This window comes from Paraburkholderia sp. BL6665CI2N2, from assembly GCF_004366535.1.
Taxonomy (GTDB): domain Bacteria; phylum Pseudomonadota; class Gammaproteobacteria; order Burkholderiales; family Burkholderiaceae; genus Paraburkholderia.
The window spans coordinates 526898-548971 of the sequence record NZ_SORC01000002.1 but is presented as its reverse complement, the minus strand read 5'-3'; the positions used below and the strand labels follow the sequence as shown (position 1 = coordinate 548971).

General features: G+C 58.2%; 14 protein-coding genes, 2 tRNA genes and 6 pseudogenes. 11 read left to right on the top strand and 11 right to left on the bottom strand.

The window, feature by feature from the left end; translation table 11 throughout:
- Positions 1-166 precede the first annotated feature (166 nt).
- Both B0G81_RS40185 and B0G81_RS40180 read right to left on the bottom strand, forming a co-directional pair.
- A tRNA-Ser gene (locus tag B0G81_RS40185) sits at positions 167-256 on the bottom strand.
- Positions 257-258: 2 nt separating this feature from the next.
- Positions 259-332 (bottom strand) — tRNA-Gly (locus tag B0G81_RS40180).
- Positions 333-2538: 2206 nt separating this feature from the next.
- Between B0G81_RS40180 and B0G81_RS40175 the strand changes: the two are divergent.
- Together B0G81_RS40175 and B0G81_RS40170 are read left to right on the top strand one after the other, a co-directional pair.
- Positions 2539-3098, top strand: a pseudogene (locus B0G81_RS40175) (integrase core domain-containing protein); the annotation flags it as partial.
- Positions 3099-3498: 400 nt separating this feature from the next.
- A complete protein-coding gene (locus B0G81_RS40170; RefSeq protein ID WP_243856864.1) occupies positions 3499-3750 on the top strand; it encodes a hypothetical protein in 252 nt (83 codons plus the stop codon).
- Positions 3751-3904: 154 nt separating this feature from the next.
- Here the strand turns inward: B0G81_RS40170 and B0G81_RS40165 are convergent, their stop codons facing one another.
- The gene (locus B0G81_RS40165; protein ID WP_243856863.1) at positions 3905-4135 is read right to left on the bottom strand and encodes a hypothetical protein; all 231 of its coding nucleotides are present in this window, start codon (positions 4133-4135) and stop codon (positions 3905-3907) included.
- An 806-nt stretch (positions 4136-4941) separates the two neighbouring features.
- Here B0G81_RS40165 and B0G81_RS40160 point away from each other — a divergent pair.
- The 6 genes and pseudogenes from B0G81_RS40160 to B0G81_RS40135 all read left to right on the top strand — a co-directional run bounded on the left by B0G81_RS40160 (position 4942) and on the right by B0G81_RS40135 (position 10521).
- Positions 4942-5691, top strand: coding sequence for an IS5 family transposase (locus tag B0G81_RS40160; RefSeq protein WP_347877482.1), 750 nt, complete (start codon positions 4942-4944; stop codon positions 5689-5691).
- Positions 5692-5753: 62 nt separating this feature from the next.
- Positions 5754-5951: pseudogene (locus B0G81_RS40155) on the top strand (IS5/IS1182 family transposase); the annotation flags it as partial.
- A 121-nt stretch (positions 5952-6072) separates the two neighbouring features.
- Entirely contained in the window at positions 6073-7212 is a 1140-nt protein-coding gene (locus B0G81_RS40150; RefSeq protein WP_134138426.1) for an IS481 family transposase, read from the top strand.
- 339 nt (positions 7213-7551) lie between these two features.
- Complete coding sequence (locus B0G81_RS40145) at positions 7552-8529, top strand: helix-turn-helix domain-containing protein (RefSeq protein WP_134143763.1); 978 nt, start codon at positions 7552-7554, stop codon at positions 8527-8529.
- 553 nt (positions 8530-9082) lie between these two features.
- Positions 9083-9894 (top strand): IS5 family transposase gene (locus B0G81_RS40140; RefSeq protein WP_134143646.1). Its coding sequence is split into 2 segments (ribosomal slippage): positions 9083-9422 and positions 9422-9894, totalling 813 coding nucleotides; the frame shifts between segments, so codons are not numbered across the junction.
- Positions 9895-10212: 318 nt separating this feature from the next.
- Positions 10213-10521 (top strand): hypothetical protein, encoded by a 309-nt coding sequence (locus B0G81_RS40135; protein ID WP_134143762.1) that lies wholly within the window; start codon positions 10213-10215, stop codon positions 10519-10521.
- 1110 nt (positions 10522-11631) lie between these two features.
- Here the strand turns inward: B0G81_RS40135 and B0G81_RS44240 are convergent.
- From B0G81_RS44240 to rfbB, 5 genes and pseudogenes are all read right to left on the bottom strand, one after another.
- Positions 11632-11937 (bottom strand): annotated as a pseudogene (locus B0G81_RS44240) (integrase core domain-containing protein); the annotation flags it as partial.
- Positions 11938-12249: 312 nt separating this feature from the next.
- Positions 12250-12601, bottom strand: a pseudogene (locus tag B0G81_RS40125) (sugar nucleotide-binding protein); the annotation flags it as partial.
- A 9-nt stretch (positions 12602-12610) separates the two neighbouring features.
- Positions 12611-13162, bottom strand: coding sequence for a dTDP-4-dehydrorhamnose 3,5-epimerase (gene rfbC, locus B0G81_RS40120; protein ID WP_134143761.1), 552 nt, complete (start codon positions 13160-13162; stop codon positions 12611-12613).
- Positions 13147-14040, bottom strand: coding sequence for a glucose-1-phosphate thymidylyltransferase RfbA (gene rfbA / locus B0G81_RS40115; protein WP_134143760.1), 894 nt, complete (start codon positions 14038-14040; stop codon positions 13147-13149). The genes rfbC and rfbA overlap by 16 nt, the downstream gene beginning before the upstream one ends.
- Before the next feature lie 10 nt (positions 14041-14050).
- Positions 14051-15112 (bottom strand): dTDP-glucose 4,6-dehydratase, encoded by a 1062-nt coding sequence (gene rfbB / locus B0G81_RS40110; RefSeq protein ID WP_134143759.1) that lies wholly within the window; start codon positions 15110-15112, stop codon positions 14051-14053.
- A gap of 460 nt (positions 15113-15572) precedes the next feature.
- Between rfbB and B0G81_RS40105 the strand changes: the two are divergent.
- The 3 genes and pseudogenes from B0G81_RS40105 to B0G81_RS40090 form a co-directional block, all read left to right on the top strand.
- Positions 15573-16155 (top strand): annotated as a pseudogene (locus B0G81_RS40105) (transposase); the annotation flags it as partial.
- 1270 nt (positions 16156-17425) lie between these two features.
- The gene (locus B0G81_RS40095; protein ID WP_134143887.1) at positions 17426-18427 is read left to right on the top strand and encodes a helix-turn-helix domain-containing protein; all 1002 of its coding nucleotides are present in this window, start codon (positions 17426-17428) and stop codon (positions 18425-18427) included.
- 86 nt (positions 18428-18513) lie between these two features.
- Positions 18514-19325 (top strand): annotated as a pseudogene (locus tag B0G81_RS40090) (IS5 family transposase); the annotation flags it as partial.
- A 74-nt stretch (positions 19326-19399) separates the two neighbouring features.
- On the opposite strand, the gene B0G81_RS40085 reads toward B0G81_RS40090, so the two are convergent.
- From B0G81_RS40085 to B0G81_RS40075, 3 genes are all read right to left on the bottom strand, one after another.
- Complete coding sequence (locus tag B0G81_RS40085) at positions 19400-19771, bottom strand: hypothetical protein (RefSeq protein WP_134143758.1); 372 nt, start codon at positions 19769-19771, stop codon at positions 19400-19402.
- A gap of 232 nt (positions 19772-20003) precedes the next feature.
- On the bottom strand, positions 20004-21092 hold the full coding sequence (locus tag B0G81_RS40080; RefSeq protein WP_134143757.1) for an undecaprenyl-phosphate glucose phosphotransferase: 1089 nt from the start codon (positions 21090-21092) through the stop codon (positions 20004-20006).
- A 24-nt stretch (positions 21093-21116) separates the two neighbouring features.
- The gene (locus tag B0G81_RS40075) at positions 21117-22058 is read right to left on the bottom strand and encodes a helix-turn-helix domain-containing protein (protein ID WP_243856862.1); all 942 of its coding nucleotides are present in this window, start codon (positions 22056-22058) and stop codon (positions 21117-21119) included.
- Between the last annotated feature and the right edge of the window lie 16 nt (positions 22059-22074).

Sequence of the window (22074 nt, the reverse complement as noted above, 5' to 3'; positions counted from 1 at the left end):
CAAATCGAGCAACTTCACAGTCACGGGGTCACTCACTACACCTCCAATTGTGTGACGCAGGAAAGTGCGACGCTCGCTCGATATGTACAGGCATGGGCGATGAAGTTAGACACCAAAATATGCTGGAAAGTAAGGAGCCGGTAACCAAGCATGAGCTAGAGGCCCTTGGCGGAAGCGGTGAGATTCGAAATCACGGCACGATCGCTCCTTCGCCGGTTTTCAAGACCGTTGCCTTAAACCGCTCGGCCACACTTCCACTGGAGCGGGTGAAGGGAATCGAACCCTCGTCGTAAGCTTGGAAGGCTTCTGCTCTGCCATTGAGCTACACCCGCTCGGTCTTCCGCACATTGTGCGAAGTGGCGCGATCATAGCGTATACGTGGCTGCAATATGACCGAGCACGTCTCGTGGCAGCCCGCAGGAGAGCTGAATAACGGGGTGCCGCACCCTGATCGAGCAGTGTCCGATCCGGAGGATTTAGATAGCGCCTCATTCATCGTCAGCCGGAATTCGCCCGGGTGCCATTCCGCGTGGTTCGTGCGACGCATGACGACCCTGTCGGCGAGCATCAGCTACGCTTCAGGGAACTTGGGACAATTCACTATCGTAAAGCTTGGTGAGGTGCTCGATCGGAGCGGTTTGCGCGTGATGTTTTAAGCCGCACGAGCTGCTCCCCATCTCTCGTGGTCGCTTCGATCTGTCTATCGAGGGTGTGCCGTGTCCGCACTTCGCGGTCGGCAATAAAGGACATCAACACCCGCGCATACAACGATTCCTTATCCTGGATCGCCTCGTACTCATATATGAGGTCAACGATTTCGTTCACGATTTCCTACGTCAAGCGGCAGCACGACCCAACCGAATAGATTAAAGATCTGCCCGTGCTCGATGGGCAGGTTAAAACTCAGGGGCGTAAGTGGAGCGCCCCCAAGATGACCGGCAACGATCATAAATCGATAAATATTTGTTGCGAGGAAAGTGGCGGATAAGGCCAACGAATTGGCTAAGTGAAACATCAAAAAAGCCGGCCCCGCGACACACGGAAAAGCGAAAATCGCAGGGAAAAAGATTAATGCGGGATATTCTTGATGGAAATACCTGCTGCCATCTATTGTTGCATTCGGTCAACAGCTTGGTCTGTTCCGCCGTTCGGGTCGCGTTCAATCATTTGCGATCTATTATGGTCTTCACGCTTCGCGGTCGACCTTTTGGCTACAGTTTCCAGCTCGGAGCCGCGTGAGATAACCGTGTACCACTCCTGATTGCTCATGCCTTCGTCACTGTATCCCGATACCGGCGCCCAGGCCGAACTCTTGGCTTTTCTCGTAGTGTCGCAGTTACTTATGCGTCACGTCGGACGCAGATGGCTGACAGTCGAGCAGGTGGTGGAATCTACGCATCTCTGGCTTCGGTCCCACGGCGACCGTGTTGACTGGCTAGAGCGCATAGAACTAGCCAGTCGCGCCCAAGAATTGGCGGAAAGCGTGACGCGAGTCGAAGACATAACCTTCAAAGCTGGAACCTTGAGACGGGCTTTCTTGGGTTGTGGACGCCAAGACTATCGCTCTCCCGCGGCAGCCCGGATTTACAGTGTTTGCATAGACTATGTAATTGATCGGAATTCCGCTAGAAGCCGGGCGCGCCCCAGCCAGCAATAGGCACCCGCAGGCCGCTATCAACGCTTCCGGCGCGATCTCACCAAGACCAAAATATGTTTGATCAACATCGAGCGCGCGAACGCAATATACGGCCGGTAGGACCCGACGCCCACGATGTGGCAAGACACTCCCCTTTCCAGACACACGGAAGCTGTGACACTGCATCGTTTAGACTTGGAAACGGCGAAATCCATAGTCGAGTTCTGGTTTCACGTCGTCGCTTGCCGCCGTGGTACTGGATTGTGGCGCTGGTCATGGTCGTAATTTGCTTTTTCGATCGCGCCGAAGGCTGACGCGCCCCTACCCCGTCCAGCATCCGCATTCGACTATCTCGATGTCCCTCGCGGGGTTTGTGTTCCCGACGCAAGCCTTCGATTGCTGGTATCACCCAGCGGCCTACCGAGCGCCGCTGCCACCGCCGCTGACGCGAACGCGATATGGGCACGCCGTCGCAAACGCTCGCTCAATTTTGAGAGGCTCCCGCCGTTTGCTGGCGACGAGTTGGACTGAACCGCGAACGTGACACAGAATTGTGGCGAAAACTGTGGCTCTACGCCGTAGAAAAGCGGCGTCTAGCAACGCACGCGCGACGCTGCCCGCACCTCGTCACGATCCGCCATACCAAAAACTATCATTACCCCGTTTGTCACGTCCGATTACTTGGATAGCGAGGAAACGATTGCAGCATATCTTGAGTTTTGCCGTAGAGAAGGCGACCCCAAGCTACTCCGTGTCGGGCTCGCCAATGCAGAGTCGGCACGGGTGCGCCTGGCGAGAGGCATTCCCCAGACACCGGGCGCGCCGTAGTCACGTCTCCATGGAACGCGCCAAGTGGGCCTTCAATTCGATTGGGATCGGAAAGTATCTGTGATGATGCGTGGCCGCGCATCGAGCGCCGACACGACGGCAAAGTGGCTGTGCCGAAGAGCAACCAGCGATCGTGTTCTCACGGCTTCAACTTTCGCTGCGACGACGGTCAACCGCTGCGCGTGACCTTCGCGCTTGACTGCTGTGAGCGCGAGACCATGAGTTGGGCAGCGACGGCCGTTGGCCATAGCGGCCGCGGTGTGTGAGGTCATGCTCGCAGCTGTGGAACAGCGCTTCAGCGACGTTTTGAAGGCTTCTGCGGAAATTGAATGGCTCAGCAACGAAGTCTCGGGCCACATCGCAGAGAAGACGCGCGCGTTCGCATCCGACCTCGGCCTGAGGCCGCTCACGACGCCTGTGTGCAGCCCACAGAGAAGTGGGGACGGCCGAAAGCTTCGTGAAGACAACGAAGCGCAATTACATTGACCTGATGCCGAAGCCTGATGCAGCAATGGCCGCTCGCAATCTGGCCGTCGCTTTCGAGCATTATAACGAAAAGCAACCGCATAGCGCGCTGCGATACCGCTCGCCAAGCGAGTTCCGGCGCAGGACCGATTCATCGACCTTGGTCTGAGGCGGTGTGCGATATTACAGGGGCGACTCCAATCAGCTTCAGAGACCTGGTATGTTTAGACCGGTCTAGTCTGGCTACGCCCTTTTTCGTGTCCCCTTCCGTCAAGAGCATGACCGCTGCCGCCGCATGCGTCCGCAGCCAGCTCCGAACGACTAAGCTTAGCTTCGGTCGTTGGAGGCGCGCCTATCTTAAGCCAAGCCCACCCTCAACCTTTCAGCCTACTGATCCCTCGGGCGGCAGATTCTTTCTCGTGGACACCTCCAATATCGGGCGGTATGGATCACGGCAGGGACTACTCGTGCGAGGATCGGGAAACGCAGCAGATACCGTCGCTCCCGAAGCTAAATGACAGCCCCGCGCATGCTCCGGTTCATCCACGATGATGATGCGGTCCAGCGCCGTGAACGAAAATTCCGCTGCCGCCGGACAATCACTTGACGTTTGCGAGGAAATCATGCCGCTACCAAAGGTAGACAATTTCATCAAAAACCAGCGAAACGGCGTCACATACAACATCTGCGCCTATCGCAAACTTTCAGCTGAAGAGATGACGTGCGCAATGCAAGTCTTCATTCAGCAACAAGGTGAGCGTCAATCGAAGCAAGGATCAGTCGTCAAGATCTTCTCGCTGGTCGGTCTTTTCGACCATTAGTCGTGGTGAAGCCCCAGACGCAAATTAGCGGAAGTCGGGCAGAACGAGCGGCCGGTTGTGCCGCGAACTGTCAAAGCACCTGAGCGTCGCATCATGATGCATCGTTTTTGCCCGGCCAATCAGGCTCCGACTGCATCTGAACGTACGGCGCCCGCTAGTCGAGCATTGACAGAATATCTGCAATGCTCGTGTCAGGCAATCGCTTGGCAAGCATGTCCCAAAAGATCACAGCGTGCATCGCGCTGGCATCTTCGGCCGTTTTCCACTCGCGCGCTCCGACGATAGAATCGGCCGTTTCGCGAGCGGTGGAAACAATTGTCTGAATGTCTTGTTTGTACATGAACTTGTTAACGTTCGTGCGCAAAGCTTTTTTAGCCTCAAGCACATTCGTTTGCTAAGATTTTTTCTACCTCAACCCTGCCTGAGACAACCCCTGTGGGCGAACAACAAGCTGAACGAGGCGCTTTACATCATACAAGCGCGCCGCGTGCGCAAAAAGGCAGGAAACTTCTTACTCGCAAACCCGGGCAAATCGCGCACGGACACCTAATGAACGATCGCAGAAGGCACGCGCCCAAAAGGGCACAATGCGTTGGTTCGCGTGGCTCCCTATCGTCGGTTAGTCCGGAAGGCGATCGACAGGTTGAAAGCGTGAGCCCATAACGACGCTCCGCCCTCCTACCCGTAATCGCCAGGTTCCGCACCAACGGGAGAGTCAAGTCGGCTCGCAAGTTGTCACATTGAATCAATGCGCAGGCGACCGTATCCTGGGACGCATATAGCTGCAGAGTCCTTGCAATACAGACAAGGCACCAGACTAAGCTGTGGGCAGGCAAAGATACACGTGTGCGCGCTTCTGCAAGCGTATATCCTGAACGACCGGACATCATTCTAACTCTTCCAGTGTGCCGGGTCGCTTTACGGCGGTTATCGGGAAGCTTTTGTCGGAGAAGACCAAGTCGTTGACTTGTCGCGTGCTCCAAATGGCTTCGTATTACAGCCGTGTGCGACACGTGTCGCACACGGCTGTAATACGAGGAGGCCCCCTTCAAAAATAGCCCTGAGGGTTGTTTGCTTTTCCGTAAATCGGCTAACCTTGGTCGCCTGAACAACGGACCAGAGAATGCCAGCACCGATCATTGATGACGAACTGCGTGCACTGATCGAAGCGCTGCATTCGCCGGCCAAACTGTGACACGCAATCGGCAGTATGCGGGCCGCAAACCCACACCCGCCCGCGTGGTGCTGATAGGCATTGTGTTCGTGTTGCGCTCGGGCCTTGCATGGAATCTGCTCCCGCAAGAAGTGGGATGTGGTTCAAGCACCGCTTGCTGGCGACGGTTGGTCGAGTGGCAGCACGCCGGCGTCTGGCAACGCATCCACGAAACACTATTGGCCGAGTTGCGTCGTCGTGGGCGAAATCGACCTCTCGCGTGCGCTCGTCGACAGTTCATCCATCCGCGCCGTCCTGGCGGGGAAAAAGACCGGTCCGAATCACACGGACCGGCGCAAGCTCGGCAGCAAACACCACCTCATCGTCGACGCGCAAGGCATCCCACTCGTGGTCAATTGAGTGCAGCAAGCCGTCACGACATTACCCAGCTCGATGCATTGGTCGATGCCATTCCACACATCCGGGGCAAGCGGGAACGTCCGCTGCACAAGCCGCAAATCGCACAAGGCGACCGAGGCTACATTTCCGAACCCCATAGGCAGCGCTTGCGTGAGAGAGGCATCACGCCGATGCTCGCAAAAATCGGCGCGCCGCACGGTAGTGGGCTGGGCAAAACACGTTGGCCAGTGGAACGTTCGATTGCCCGGCTTCACTCGTTTCGAAGACTCAAAGTTCGTTACGAACGCTACGCTCATGTTCACGAGGCCTTTATGTCTTTGGCTTGTGCCTTGATTTGCTGGACGCGTCTCAAGCCGCTTTTTAACTAATTTCGCAACAGCTTCTAACTCATCTACGCCAACTGACGCTAGGGTTCCGTTGCGCATCGCGCCGACTTCGCGATTGCGGCATCAGGCCGATAATCGCAAGGCGCCGCACCGAACACGGAAGCGGCTTCGGCAAATGCCGTTGGGTCGTCGAATGAACTCACTCGCGGCTTCATGGTTTCTGTCGTCTTCTCATTCGCTTCAAACGTCGCGTTGACATTCATGACGCATTCCTCAAGCTAGCCTGCGCGCTAATCTGCTGAAACATCTTCAGCCGCGCTGAGCAGCCTTTTTTAACTCACCTTGTATGGACCGGAGACATGGGTAACAGGTGTGCGGAGACATGGGTAACACTCTGGGCGAGCGAATCGCCTGGAGCCGGTTATGCCCTGGAACCCGAGAGACACCATGAATCTGCGTCTGGAATTCGTTCAGCTGGCCTCGCAGGAAGGCGCCAACCGTCGTGAACTGTGCCGGCGCTTTGGCATCAGCCCGAAGACCGGCTACAAGTGGCTCGATCGCCACGCGCAGGGCGGAGCCACCGCGCTGACGGATCATTCGCGACGGCCCCGGCAGAGTCCGGCACGCACGACAGCGTCGGTCGAGCAGCGCGTGGTCGAACTGCGGCGGGCGCATCCGGCCTGGGGTGGACGCAAGATCAGCCGACGTCTGTGCGATCTGGGTCACACGGACGTGCCCGCTCCCAGCACTGTGACCGATATCCTGCATCGCCACGGGTTGATCGACCCGGCCGCTTCCGATGCCGCCACGGCCTGGCAGCGCTTCGAGCATGCGCAGCCCAACGATCTCTGGCAGATGGATTTCAAGGGCTGGTTCGACCTGCAGGACGGACGGCACTGTTCACCACTGACCATGCTGGACGATCATTCGCGCTACAACGTGACACTCGATGCCTGCATCTGCACCGACACCCGGATCGTCCAGCATCATCTGGAGCGCACGTTCCGCCGCTACGGGCTGCCGCTGCGCATCAACGCGGACAACGGTTCGCCGTGGGGCAGCCCCAGCCAGCCGGGCCAGTTGACCGAACTGGCCATCTGGCTCATCCGGCTGGGCGTGCGACTGTCGCACAGCCGCGTGGCGCATCCGCAGACCAACGGCAAGGAGGAGCGGTTTCACCGCACGCTGAAGGCCGAGGTGATCGCCGGGCGCCATTTCAGGGACCTGCCCAGCGCCCAGCAGGCGTTCGATGAGTGGCGCCCGGTCTACAACCATCAACGCCCGCATCAGGCGCTGGACATGGCGACCCCGGGCACGCGCTATCGACCGAGTCCACGCGCCTACCCCGAAATCCTGCCGCCGATCGAGTACGGCGCAAACGACCACGTGCAGTGCGTGAAGTGGAACGGTGAACTACGCTTCAGGAACCGGCGATTCAAGGTATCGAACGCATTGCAGAACCTGCCCGTGGCCATCCGCGAGCGCGTCGATGAAGAGAGCTGCTACGACCTGTTTTTTGCGCATCACCGTTTCGGAACCATCAACCTGAACCAGCAGGAATGAGCGGATCATGTGTTACCCATGTCTCCGCACACCTGTTACCCATGTCTCCGGTCCATACACTCACCTCTAAGAAAAAATATATGCGCTATACATTCCATCTCGGTTTTGTCGAGACGTGCGCCAGCGCATTGGAAATTTACCTGTTCACAAAGGCCGAATCAGACGGCCTGCAGGCTGTGCGATATCTGACCGCTCCGTGTCGTCAACAGCCAATGTGTTGGCCAATTCGGCCATGAAATATTGCGGCGAGAATCAACCGTATAGCATGCGGCAATAAGAAAAATACAGAGTCTTGGGAGAAGACTTTGCAGACCACACATTTCCGGGGAAAAAAGCAAAATGGACTTGGTACGTACTCTGCCGCACAGCTCGCGGCCAAGTGCCGCGCCGGCGCGAACGAGCTCTCTGACTCGCGTCGACATCGCGCTGTTTAACGGATTCGCATTGCCTACAGTCGCGGCAATCATCGAGATTTTCCAGAAGGCTAACTCTCTCGCCGCGCCGCGATCGGGCCGCGCACGTTACGACGTCTCGCTGTTGTCCGCCGCGGGCGGCCGCATCGCAAGTTCGTCATCGGTATTCGTCTGGACCGACGATGTCCAATCGCACCGAGGCACGAACGACACGCACCTGTTGTACATCGCCGGCGGCGTCGGGGTAGAGCAGGCATCCCGCGACGAGCGGTTGAGCAATTGGTTGCGCCGCAGGCATCCGTTCAGCGAGATCGTACATCCGATCGCGGAAGGTCAACTGCTGCTCCAGGCAGCCGGGCTGCCCGGGCGCTACTGCCCGCTACTTTATGACGGCAACGAAGCACACGGGCGGCATCCGGTGCGGCTGACACAAGCACCGGACGCCGTATCAACCGCGCTACGGATCGTCGAAGAGGATCTCGGCCCCGATCTGGCACATCAGGTTACCGAGTCGGTCGCCCGTCAGCCCAAGGCGCCGGTTAGCTCCTCGATGACGCTTGGCGTGACGCCGCAGATCAGCCAGAAAATCCTGGCATCGGCGCGCTGGCTGGAAGCGAACGTCGATCGCCCCATTTTAATCGACGACGCAGCACAAGTTGCGGCGATGAGCGAACGCAACTTCCTGCGCCGCTTCAAGAGCGAGATCGGTATGACGCCTTCCGACTATCTGCTTCGCGCACGTCTGAATATGAGTTGCCGGATGCTCGTGGAGTCGCGTCTGCCAGTCGACAAGATTGCGCGCCGCTGCGGCATCGGCAGCGGCGCGCAGTTGTCGAAGCTGTTCAGAAAATATCTGGCGACGACTCCGACGGACTATCGGATGCGCAACAACGCGGCGCTGTAGCAGCCTCAAGCATACGCATCCGATCACCGGCACGAGCCCGATCCAATGAGCAGCACTGCCGCACCTTACTTTGACATCGCGCTGCCCGGTGCACTGAAATTCCAAACAGGTTTGCTTACTGAGCAGGCATCCTACAGCTATCGCCGACCTTGAGCCTGCAGACCGATTTGTCGAACGACGAACTTGCTTATGACATGGCGCTCACCCGAGGTGACGATATCATCGAGCAGCGTGCCGATATCAGCGCGCTGCTCGTCTCTCCGCAGATCTGGTCGACTGAGAACACACCGCCCGTTATGTACACGGTACGCCGTTGTCGAAGTACTTCGCCAAGCAGCTAGTGCGTGCCGGTGTTGCTTGACGTTATTTTTCAACCAAGCCGGTAAGCACTGCTGCAGGCCCCTAACATAAATGGGCGCCACAGATTCCCTGCTCAACTACTGCCGGCGACAGTCTGCCGAGACTTAGAAACTGTTGCGAAATTAAGTTTTAGGCCTGTTAACTTTTCTGACTTGGTGTTAACTTTCTGTCTTGTTTTGCCTGACAGGAAGCAATGCCTAAAGAACTCATAGACGACGAACTGTGGTCACTCATCGAACCACTTCTGCCTGCGCGAGCACCTCGCAATCGGCAATATGCGGGGCGCAAGCCAACACCCGACCGTGCTGTACTGACGGGCATCGTGTTCGTACTGCGCTCAGGCATCGCGTGGAATCTCCTGCCGCAGGAGATGGGATGCGGCTCAGGCACAGCCTGCTGGCGACGGCTTGTCGCATGGCAGGAAGCAGGTGTCTGGCAACGCATCCACGAAACGCTGCTGGCCGAACTACGCCGTCGCGGCGAAATCGATTTGTCGCGAGCGCTCGTGGACAGTTCATCGATTCGCGCCATGCTGGCGGGAAAAAAACCGGCCCGAATCCCACGGACCGGCGCAAGCTCGGCAGCAAACACCACCTCATCGTCGACGCGCAAGGCATCCCGCTCGCGGTCATCCTGAGCGCAGCGAATCGACATGACATCACCCAACTCGATGCACTCGTCGAGGCAATTCCATATATCAGAGGCAAGCGCGGGCGCCCCCTGCATAAACCACAAATCGTTCAGGGTGACCGGGGCTACAGTTCCGAACCCCATCGGCAACGTTTGAGAGCGCGCGGCATCACGCCGTTGCTCGCAAAAATTGGCTCGGTCCATGGAAGTGGTCTCGGCAAAACGCGCTGGCCCGTCGAGCGTTCGATTGCATGGCTTCACTCGTTTCGACGCCTGAAGATTCGCTACGAACGTTATGCCCACATCCATGAAGCCTTCCTGTCTCTGGCTTGTGCCTTAATTTGCTGGACACGTCTCAAGCCACTGTTTAGCTAATTTCGCAACAACTTCTTAAATGGAGCCTCTTCACATTCGCGTTGGTAACCAAAAGCGGACACGGTCAACACATCCGAAAAGCTTGCACAAAGGGCGCATGCCGTCTACGGACGGTAGATATTGATTATATCGGCCGTTATCGTGGTTCATTCAGCCAAGTCGTCATTGCACGGATACGATTTCTGTAACATCAAAACCAGTCGCCTCGTTCGTCAATTCCAAAGAAGGATTGTCCCACGCGGTCCGCCGTCCGATGGCAACGTTCGAATCGGCGGCTTTCAATTTCAGGCTGATTAACCTATCGAAGTACAGGGAGTTATGGGCGAATTTATTCCAGAGTATCTGGTCCGCGAACAGGCGGCTGTCGGCGCGATGGTGTTGTTCAGCATTCTACGCATCGTCGCCGCCGCTGTCGCCTTCGAGAAGGGCTGGCGTTTGGCGATCATACAAGGCTATTGCATTGTGATCGCCGTGCTCTACTGCCTGCCTCAGCTATTTGATCTCTTCACGTACTCGTATGGAATGCAGGCCGCAGCTGCGGCCGCGGAGCTCGAGGGCAAGGCTGCGGGCTCGGCGATGGCGCTCTTTTTCGCGCCCATTCTGAGTCACAGGCTCGGCTACGAGTAGTTAGCCTTCATGTCTCAAACCTGCGTTGTCCCATGTGTGGATCTTCGCGGCCGAAACGCAAAGGCCGTGGGTATCCAATCCCTGCCCATGAGAACTGAATCGTTGTTTCTGCGCCGCCGATGTCACCGGTCGCTCCGCCGCCATTGCCCCGCCGGTGATCGGCATTTTTGCAGGCTTTCAACGACCATAACGTCCGACTATTCGCGGTAGGCCGCACCGGACGCAGTGATAGCGGCCCGAGTGCACCTGCTTTTGCATGCACAAACATAGAAAGTCCTGCGCCACCTCGCGTGGCGCGCACGATGTGATGCCCTTTCATTTTTATCGCTGCCTGCACCGCAGGCATTGGGTTTAAGGGAAGGACGCGGATACCAATAGCTGTTCAGGGCGTGGCCGGTTTCTAGCGGCATTCCGATCGATAACAAATTCTATGCAGACATTGTAAATTCTAGCTGCCGCCGGGCAGCGGTAGTCTTGGCGTCCACAAGCCAAGAGAGCCCGTCGCCAGGTTCCAGATTTGAAGATATCCCCTTCGATTCACGTCACACTTTCCGCCAATCTTCGGGCGCGGCCGGCCAGTTCTACGCGCTCCAGCCATTCACTGCGATCGCCGCGGAACCAAAGTCAGAGATGTGTAGATTCAACTACCTGCTCGACAGTCAGCCATACGTGTGCCACGTGACGCATCAGTAGTTGCGAAACCACGAGAAGGGTCAGGAGTTCGGCCTGTGCTCTGGTATCGGGTTTCGATGACAAAGGCATAAGCGATCAGTATTGGTAAAAAGTTATCCTATGCGTTTCCGAGCTCGAAACTCTGCGGGTGACTGTAACCCAATCGTCACCCGCTAACCGCAGGAGACCATGATAGATGGCAAGCGATGGGACGAGACGCGAACGGCGAAACAGATCAAGCTGTCGACCGAACCCGACAATAGGGCGCGCAGGGTATTTCCACTGAGAATACCCGCAATGATTTTTCCTTGCGCCATGCGCCGCTTCGCGTGCCTCACTGCCGGCGTATTTCGATGTCCCACTCAGCCAATTCCGTGCCGTTGTCTACCACTCATATTGCCGCCAGCACCTGCCGATTTATCGTCATCGCTGTAGTGGTCAACTAATTTCGGACAGGCAGATAGGTTCTTTTGCTGTCGGTTTCGCCTCGTAAGCGGCGGGCGACAGATAGCCCAGCGTGGAGTGCAACCGCACCGGATTGTAGAAAGCGACTATGTATTGGTTGATATCGCGCCGAGCCTCATCGCGGTTGGCGTACTGACACTGCCATACACGCTCCATTTTGAGGTTCAGGAAGAATCTTTCCATCACCGAATTGTCCCAACGATTTCCCTTGCGACTCATGCTGCAAACCACGTGATGCTGCTTCAGTAAGGCCTGGTACTCATCGCTTGCATACTGGGCCATACTGGCCCGGCACCCGTGCCCCATGCGCATGTGGGGCTCGACATCGGGAACTTGGCGGTTTGAGCCGGTGTCGGGCCTGTTTCTTCGGCGGTAAGCCTTCTTCCAACGCATCCCGACTTCAGCGTCACTACTTCCTGAAACGAGCCGCGTCGGGTGCGTGTGCACTCGCCCTACTGACTCCTTCCGACGCACCCGGAAGCACCTCCCCCTCTTCGCGCAAAACATTCCCAAACCGCTCAGCAGGGCATGACCATTCCGCACTTCTGATCGATGCCGCCGTTTAGTGTCGGCTTCTCACAGCCGTTAACACCCGTAAACGTTCTGCGGATCGGTCGGGTCGTCTTCGACGTAGACGCCGTCTTTCTTGCCGTTGAACACGTAGTCGGTCGAATAATGGATCAGCGCTTCGCCATTGGTGCGCATCGCGAGTTCGACTTCCTGCTCAGCCTTGTCCACCGTCGTATAGGCAGCCGGATTCACAATTAGCGCGGGCCGCACTTCGCGAACCACGCTGCGGATCTGATCAAGATTCGACAGGTCCATCGCGGCGGTCCACCGCAACCACGGTGCCGAGCCCTTGCAACGTACGCGCGAGCTCGAAACCGACCTGGCCGTTTACGCCGGTGAGGAGGATTGTCCGCCTGGCATCATGTGCGCTCATGCCAACCCCTTACGCGAAGACGTCAGCATCGGCCAGAAGCTTGGCTGCCGCGTCTTTCGCCGCCAGCAGCGGCTCTTCGTCGATCGGCCATTCGATGCCGATCGCCGGATCGTTCCAGACGATGCTGCGCTCGTGCTCGGGATACCAGTAGTCGGTGGTCTTGTAGAGGAACTGCGCCGACTCGGACAGCACCACGAAACCGTGCGCAAAACCAGGCGGGACCCACAATTGCCGATGGTTGTCGACCGACAGAACCACGCCCGCCCACTTGCCGAAATTCGGCGAACTCTTGCGGATGTCGACCGCGACGTCGAACACTCCACCTTCGACGACGCGCACGAGCTTGCCCTGCGCATTCTGGACCTGGTAGTGCAACCCGCGCAGCACGCCCTTCGCGGAGCGCGAATGGTTGTCCTGCACGAACTCGACGCCCGGCTCGACCTGCTCGGCGAATTCCTTCGCATTGAAGCTCTCGAAGAAAAAGCCTCTCGCGTCGCCAAACACTTTGGGCTCGATGATCTTGACTTCAGGCAGCGCGGTTGCGGTTACTTGGATGGCCATGCCACTTGGTCCGTAAGAAGGTTTTGTAGATACTTGCCGTAGGCGTTCTTCGCGAGCGGTCTGGCGAGCGCCTGCAGCTGCTCGCCGTCGATCCACTGCTGCCGGTAAGCGATTTCCTCCGGACACGCGACCACCAAACCCTGGCGCTTCTGCAGCGTAGCGATGAAGGTCGCGGCTTCGATCAGCGAATCATGTGTACCAGTGTCGAGCCACGCGAAACCACGGCCCATGATCTCGACATTGAGCGCGGCGTTGGCGAGATATCGCGAGTTGACGTCCGTGATTTCGAGCTCGCCACGCGACGACGGCTTGATGTCCGCCGCAATGTCGCAGACCTGCCTGTCGTAGAAGTACAGACCCGTGACCGCGTAGTTGGAACGCGGCTTGACCGGCTTCTCTTCGATCGACAGCGCGCGGAACTGCTTGTCGAATTCGACCACGCCATAACGTTCGGGATCGTGCACGTGGTACGCGAAGACCGTGGCGCCATCGGCTTTCTCGTTGGCGCGCTCCAGCTGCTTCGCGAGATCGTGGCCGTAGAAAATGTTGTCACCGAGAATCAGCGCCGACGGATCATTGCCCACAAAATCCCGGCCGATAATGAACGCCTGCGCGAGCCCATCCGGCGAAGGCTGAACCGCGTACTGGATATTCATGCCCCACTGGCTGCCGTCACCCAACATCGCTTCGAAGCGCGGCGTGTCCTGCGGCGTGGAGATGATCAGCACGTCGCGAATACCCGCAACCATCAGCGTGGACAGCGGGTAGTAGATCATCGGCTTGTCGTAGACCGGCAGCAACTGCTTGGAAACCACGTGCGTGATCGGATACAGGCGGGTGCCCGAACCGCCCGCGAGAATAATGCCTTTGCGCGCCATTGCCGTGCCCTTACGCGCGCTGCGCGTAGTTGGTCTCAACCCACTTGCGATAGTCGCCGGAGGCGACCTCGTCCGACCATTCCTGATTGTCCAGATACCACTGGACCGTTTTCGCGAGACCCGTTTCGAACGTTTCCGCCGGCTTCCAGCCGAGTTCGCGTTCGAGCTTGCGGGCGTCGATCGCATAACGGCGGTCGTGGCCCGGACGATCCTTCACATACGTGATCTGATCGCGGTACGACGCGCCCGTCTCCGGACGCAACTGGTCGAGCAGGTCGCACAGCGTGTGGACCACGTCGAGGTTCTTCTTCTCGTTCCAGCCACCGATGTTGTACGTCTCACCCGGCGTGCCGCGTGCGAGTACTTCGCGGATCGCGCTGCAATGGTCGCCGACATACAGCCAGTCGCGCACGTTCTGACCGTCGCCATACACCGGCAGCGGCTTGCCGCCGAGCGCGTTGGCGATCATCAGCGGAATCAGCTTCTCCGGGAACTGGTACGGACCGTAGTTGTTCGAGCAGTTCGTGGTGAGCACGGGCAGACCGTACGTATGATGGTAGGCGCGCACCAGATGATCGGAACCCGCCTTGGTGGCCGAGTAAGGACTGTTCGGCGCGTACGGCGTGGTCTCGGAGAATTGCGGATCGGTCGCGGACAGCGAGCCGAATACTTCGTCGGTAGACACGTGCAGGAAGCGGAACGCGGCCTTGTCGGCCTCGCCGAGCGCAGTCCAGTACTGACGGGCCGCTTCCAGCAGCGTGAAGGTGCCCACCACGTTCGTTTGCACGAAATCAGCCGGGCCATGAATCGAACGGTCCACGTGGCTCTCGGCGGCGAAATGCAGTACGGCACGCGGCTTGTGCTCGGCGAAGAGCGCGTCGAGCGCAGCGCGATCGCAGATATCCGCGCGCACGAAAATGTGCTTCGGATCGTTTTGTTGCGACTTGAGCGTACCCAGATTGCCGGCGTACGTCAGCTTGTCCACGTTCAGTACCGCTTCGTCCGACGCATTGAGCCAGTCGAACACGAAATTGGCGCCGATAAAACCGGCGCCGCCCGTTACCAGAATCATGAAATATCCTTCGAACGCGAGCGGTTAGGCTGGCTCGACTTTCTGAAATGTTTTTGCATAAAATTAACCATTTAAAACGCCTCAACGAGGCCGGAAACGTTATCTTTGATCTGATCGTAGCCTCTGGATTAGGTACGCACGGAGCGATTCCCATTGTAGATACTACTTGCAGATTGAGGCTGCTTACAGGCTGGCCGCGCATCCATCGCTGTTGGCCAGCGTTCGTTCGGCGACTACGCTATGTCTGCTCGACCAGTATCCATGAATGATTGTCGAACATCGACGGTCGTGGTAAAAAGTGGCAGGAATTGACCAGAGAATTGCGGTATTGGATAAGCGACCTGAGCCAAAGTCGGAAGTGGTGTACGAAGGATTGAGGCGGGAGATTGAAGGCGGTTGAGGTTTCAGCTGAGAATCTGATTGTCGAAGTCGGAAAGCAGCGAACAACAAACCATCCACCATGAGCAAGTTTAAGGAAACGAAGTCGTCGGTCTATCGGAAGTCGGTTTGGGTCCGGACGAACTGGTTTGGCACAGAGCACGCTAGGTGGTCCAGCAGGTAACCGAGGCGGGGCTGTCCGCGCTGCTGGAGTGGTTCGAGAAGATCAAGACAATGCACACCCGGCGTGCCGTACTGCGCAACGGCTATTTGCCCGAGAGCGGAGTGTCGACGGCGGCTGGGCCGATTCCGGTCAAGGTGCCGAAGGTTCGTGATCGATCGGGATCGGGCGTGAAGTTTAAATCACCGATTGTGCCATCGTACTTGAGGAAGCCACCGCGCGTGAGCGCCGCGCTGCCGTGGCTGTATCTGAAGGGTATTTCGACGGGCGGCATGAGCGAAGCACTAAGCGTGCTGCTGGGCGACGACGCCAATGGTCTGTCGGCGAACCTGGTGAGCCGCCTGAAGGCGCAAGGGCCGACGAGCATGCCAGACGGAGCCGGCGTGATCTGTCGAAGCCGCGCTATGTGTATTGGTGGGTTGACTGCATTCGTACCGGCCTGCGCAGTGAGGACTCGGACGGCCAGTGCCTGCTGGTGATCATCCCGAGAAAACACGGCGCCGCGTCAACGGGCTGGAAAGATCAAGGTGTTGCTGGAAGACATTGCCATCAGCGACGGCGAACCGGTGCAAGACAATCGACCGATTCAGCAGAAACTCGCCGCTTGAAATCGCCAATCATCAAGCAGCCCATACATCACGCTTGACGCTAGCTCGTGCAAGGCCGAAGACTCGAAGCTGAGTACCGCTGCCGACCGACTTGCGAACCTGATCTCAGTGTTTTGCATCCTGAGCTGGCGCGTAATGGCTCAGCATGATCAGTCGGTGCGCACCAGAGGCCCCTCTGGACGCGGCGTTCACACCACGCGAAATCCATTTGCTCGAGTGTGTAGTTTCCGACTCACCGCCTACCGCGCAGGCACCGCCCTTCTTGCGAAATCTGATCAAGGTGGGGCGCGACTAGGAGGCCATCTCGCTCGCGCCAGCGACCCTCCCCTAGGCTATACAGTGATGTGGCGCGGCATGCAGCGCCATACCGACATTCAGTTCGGATATGATCTCGCCCTGAACCGAAGCGGGAAATCGCAAGCGTGGCGAGTCGCTTACTCATAGCCTGCCGAGAAATTTTGCGATAAACGCATAATGTTGTGCATGACGCCGTCTTGCCGCTCTTTGATGAAACTATCAAACTCCGGGAGCTGCATGGCTCCCTCTTCCTCGCGCTCCGGCCTTCACGAGTGCGCCTCTCTCGAAGTTCAATGTCAACGCACGTTTCAACCGACGTCCATGGCATGCGGGTGCTGGCTGCAGGTGACACAATCAATCGTCGCGCCCAGGCGGCTGCGAAAGAACCTCGTGCGCTGGTTGCGCTCACTCCCAGAAAATATACCCACGCCATATTGAATGAGGGTTATGCAACGGTTAATTCGCGCGTGTTCCTGCGTCGTGCCTAGTTTCACGCCCTTCTGCAAGAGAGACCGACGTTTCATAATCATTGCGGGTCGCCGCTGCCATAGGCATTAAGGGGAGCCGACTACGAATTAGCTCGACAAATGGCCTATACCATGCGTCTCAGTCTTTCAAAAAATCACACTATGCCATTCGATGTTCTTCGTCTATAACCGCGAATAAATCGACCACGAATATGCTCGGCGCCAGTGCCATGCCTACCACTAAGTGTCCTTAACGGCCATTGTATTGGCCAATTCAGCCATGCAATAGAGACGCCAGAATGATTTGGTTAGTATGCTTCAGCAAACAATAAACTTTAGAGTCTTGAGAGACATGCAGACCACAACATTCCGGGGAAAATCAATGGAACTGATACATAGTCTGCCGCGGAGCCCGTCGCGAAGTGCCCTGCCGACGCAAGCGAACGCGATAACTCGCGTCGACATCGCGGTGTTCGACGGATTCGCACTGCCTGAGGTGGCAGCAATCATCGAAATCTTTCAGAAGGCGAACTCGCTCATCGCTGCGCAGCGATCTGGCGGCGCACGTTATGAAGTGTCGCTGCTGTCAGCTGCAGGCGGCCGCATCGGTAGCTCGTCGTCGGTGTTCGTCTGGACCGAAAACGTCGCGTCGCACCGAGGCACGAACGACACTCACTTGTTGTTCATCGCAGGCGGCGTGGGCGTACAGGAGGCATCTCGCGATGAGCGCCTGAGCATTTGGCTGCGCCGCAGGCATCCGTTCAGCGAGATCGTTCATCCGCTCGCGGAAGGCCGGTCGCTTCTGCAAGCAGCGGGCCTTCCCAGCCGTTACTGCCCGCTTCTTCCTGACGGCAACGAAACGCGAGGGCTGTATCCGGCGCGGCCGCTGCACGAAGCGCCGGGGGCCGTGTGCACGGCGCTGCGCGTCGTCGAGGAAGATCTCGGTCCCGAGGTGGCAGAGCAGGTCGGCGAGTCGATCGCACCACTGCACAAGACGCATTTCAGCTCGTCCGTCACCCCAGGCGCCGAGTTGCAAGTCAGCGAGAAGATCATGGCGTCGGCGCGCTGGCTGGAGGCGAACATTGATCGTCCCATATCCATCGACGATGCGGCACAGATCGCGGCAATGAGCGAGCGCAACTTTCTGCGGCGGTTCAAGAGCGAGATCGGCATGACGCCCTCCGACTATCTGCTTCGCGCGCGTCTGAACATCAGTTGCCGGATGCTCGTTGAATCGCGATTGCCGGTCGACAAGATCGCGCGCCGCTGCGGTATTGGAAGCGGCGGTCAGTTGTCCAAGCTGTTCAGGAAGTACCTTTCAACAACACCCACCGACTATAGGCTGGGCAAGGAAGTGGGGGCGCTTCCGGACAGCGTGTCCTAAGACGATGTTTCAAAAAGAGCTACGACTACTGTTAACTCAAACGCAAAGCTGTTAACCTCGAGCGTTGTGACGAGCGGAGCGAGGAGATGGCCAGGCAAATCATCGACGACGAATTGTGGGCACTGATCGAACCACTTCTACCGCCAGCAAGGCCGAGACGCTTCCGGTATCCGGGGCGCAAGCCCGTGGCCAATCGGGCCGCGCTGACCGGGATACTGTTCGTGCTCAAAAGCGGCATTCGCTGGAGCGATCTGCCCGCCGAAATGGGCTGCGGATCGGGTATCAGTTGCTGGCGGCGCTTGCGCGACTGGCAACAGGCCGGCGTCTGGGATCGGCTCCACGAGATCCTGCTCGCAAAGTTGCGTGCCGCCGACCGGATCGACTTTTCTCGCGTCGTCATCGATTCCACTTCTGTTCGAGCAATTGAGGCGGGCGAAAAACTGGACCGAACCCCACCGATCGTGCGCGACCCGGTTCCAAACATCACGTTGCCACCGACGCCAACGGTACGCCGCTCGCGGTCATCCTGACTGGCGCGAATCGCAACGACATCACGCAACTGCTTCCACTGGTCGATGCGATCCCGCCGGTTCGTGGCTTGCGCGGTCGACCACTTCGCAAGCCGGCCCGAATCTATGCGGATCGCGCTTACGACCACGACAAGTATCGTCGGCCCTTGCACGCCGCCGGCATCCCCACATCGATCGCCCGGCGTGGCCAACCCCATGGCAGCGGTCTCGGTAAAGTCCGCTGGGTCGTCGAGCGAACCAATGCGTGGCTGCATGGATTTCGCCGCCTTCGCACTCGATATGAGCGTCGTGCCGACATCCATGAAGGGCTCCTTAAACTCGCGTGCTGCCTGATCTGCTGGCGAACGCTTCAGCGCTCGGACGACTCTTTTGAAACATTCTCTAAGCGCAGCAAGTACCGCTCGTACCCTGAAGGCGGGAAAACACAGGGGCAATAGCCGCATCAATGGCACGAACCGGAACTCAGGAGCGCCGCCGAGCAACCGGCGCTCAATGCTCCCGATATCGCTGCGGGCGAAAGCGATGCCGCACCGCTCATTCCGGACACCACCGCGGGCCCGAGCGCATTCCCGATTGCCGGCAGCCCCCCCGACAGCGCTATACCCTGCGAAGGCATCATTCCGCCCAACGCGCCGACGACGACGCCACGAGCGATACCATTCGACAACGCGCCCACCATGCCCCCATTCATCCCGACCGTGCCCGACAAAGCAATCTGCGAGGGTGTGGCCTGCAATGCTTGCGAGAACGGATCGGCTTTTGACGTGAGTTCACGTAAACGCCGGTCCGGATTACTCTGTTCAATGAGCGACATGTACGGATCGGTCGACTGGCGCCGACGCTGCTTCTTCTGGTGCGCCGTTTGCAAGAGTGACGAAGTCAACGCCGATCGCAACCCGGTGTCGCCTATCATCTGTGCCTGGACGACCGGAGTGGCTTGCATTGCAAACAAGGCCGACATAAGCAGGCCGCGTCCCAGATGCTTTGCTAAAGATGTCATATGATGCCTGACGAAGAAATGGCGGAGCGGTCGTGTCATGGCAGGCTCAATATGCGGTCTTGCTGACGAAACCTTTGAGAAACGTCATTCCGATGATCTTGAGGTCCAGCCAGAAACTCCAGTTCTGAATGTAGTAGAGGTCGAACATGACGCGTGCCGCCATCTTCTCGACGCGATCGGTTTCGCCGCGCAATCCGTTGATCTGCGCCCAGCCCGTGATGCCGGGCTTAATGCGATATCGGTACATGTAGTCCTCAACGAGGTCCTTGTACAGCTCGTCATGTTCGACCGCATGCGGCCGGGGCCCCACCACTGACATCTGTCCTTTGAGCACATTGACGAACTGCGGCAGCTCGTCGAGGCTTGTCTTGCGCAGGAATGCACCAACGCGAGTAATGCGTGCGTCGCCGCGCTGGGCCTGGGTCAGTCGGCCGACCTCCTCGACATGCTGGCGCATCGTGCGGAACTTGTAGATCGCAAACTCACGGCCGTCGACGCCTTTGCGCATCTGTCGGAACAGAACCGGTCCGGGCGAAGAAAGCCGCACGGCAATCGCGATTATCATCAGCAGCGGCGAGATCGACAGCAGCACGAGTGCGGCGAACAGACAATCGAAGAGACGCTTGGGCCACTCACCGCCCGGCGTCAAAGGCGAAGCCACCAGGTTGATTGCCGGTAAGCCATGCACGTCGACAAAAGTCGGCTTCGCGAGCGCAAATTCGCGCAAGTCCGGCATCAGCCGGATATTGACGAAGTCGTGGCGGAACTCGCGAACGTATAGCTCGATTGATGCGGGGCGCATGGGATAGCCGAGAAGCCACAATTCTCTGATTCCGCGTCGGCGCACCAGCGCGCCCAGTGTTTCGAGCGAATTCACGAGCGGCAGGCCCGCGACAGTGCCTGCTTCCGGCGCGTGCTCGTCGAACACGAGTTCGGGCGAAAACGGTCCGGCCGCTGATGCTAGTACATGCTCGAGCAGCGCAGTTGACGCGGGGCCGACCGCTACCGCCACTGGCGAGCTATTGCGCGGCGTTCGGCCAAGGCTGGACACCTTACTGACTACGGCCCTGGCGACCAGCGACGCGCCGATAACAGCAAGCAAAAAATAGGTCAGGTTGAGCATAGCGGCGAACATGATAAAGCCCCCAATAACATTGACCTAATAGGAACGAAATATTTGCCGATGGACTGCGCGATACTCCGTCGGTGTTTTGCCCAAGTGCTTGCGAAACAGCTTCGCAAGCCGGCCACCGCTACCGATGCCGCAGCGTCGTGCGATCTTGTCGACCGGCAACATCGATTCCACCAGCAGCCGGCACGACATGTCGAGCCGAACATAGAGCAGATAGTCGGAGGGTGTCACGCCGAGTTCAGCCTTGAAGCGCCGCAAAAAATTGCGCTCACTCATCGCAGCGACCTGCGCGGCTTCGTCGATACCCACCTGGCGGTACCCGTTCTCCTCTAGCCAACGAGCTGAAGCCTGGATCTTTTCGCTGACGTTATCCGTCGTATTGCGACGGACGATATCGGTGAACTGGGTGAACACGGGAGGCGATACTACATCAGTGATCTGGCTCGTCGCATGCGGCCCCAACTCTTGCTGGATCAGCAGCAGTGCCGAGCGCAGCGAACCCGGCACGCTGCCGTACGCCGCATCCAGCGCGTCTCTGTTTTCCGCGGCGCGGTACGACGTCTTGTCGCCCGCTGTTTCGCTCACGAGATAGCGCCGGTAGCCCGAAGCGTCGAGCAGCAAGCGGCCTTCACCCACCGGAAATACATGCTGCGTGACGGGGCACGTGCGACGAAGCCACGCAAGCAGTTCCTCGTCCCGCAACGCCTGATTTATATCTGCACCACCGGCGACAAAGAGCGCATGGAAGCGGTGTGGATGTTGCCGCGATTCGATGCTTTCCGTCCAGACGAATACAGATGACGAGCTGACGATGCGGCCGCCGATCGTCGAGAGCAAACAAACGTCGAAGTGTGCCGAGCTGCTCTGACCCGACTCCGTGATTTCGTTCGCGCACTGGAAAGCTTCCATCAGGCAAGCGATCTCAGGGAGAGCAAAGCCGTCGAATAGTGCGATGCCTATTGTTTTCACTTTGTCATTGCTGTGT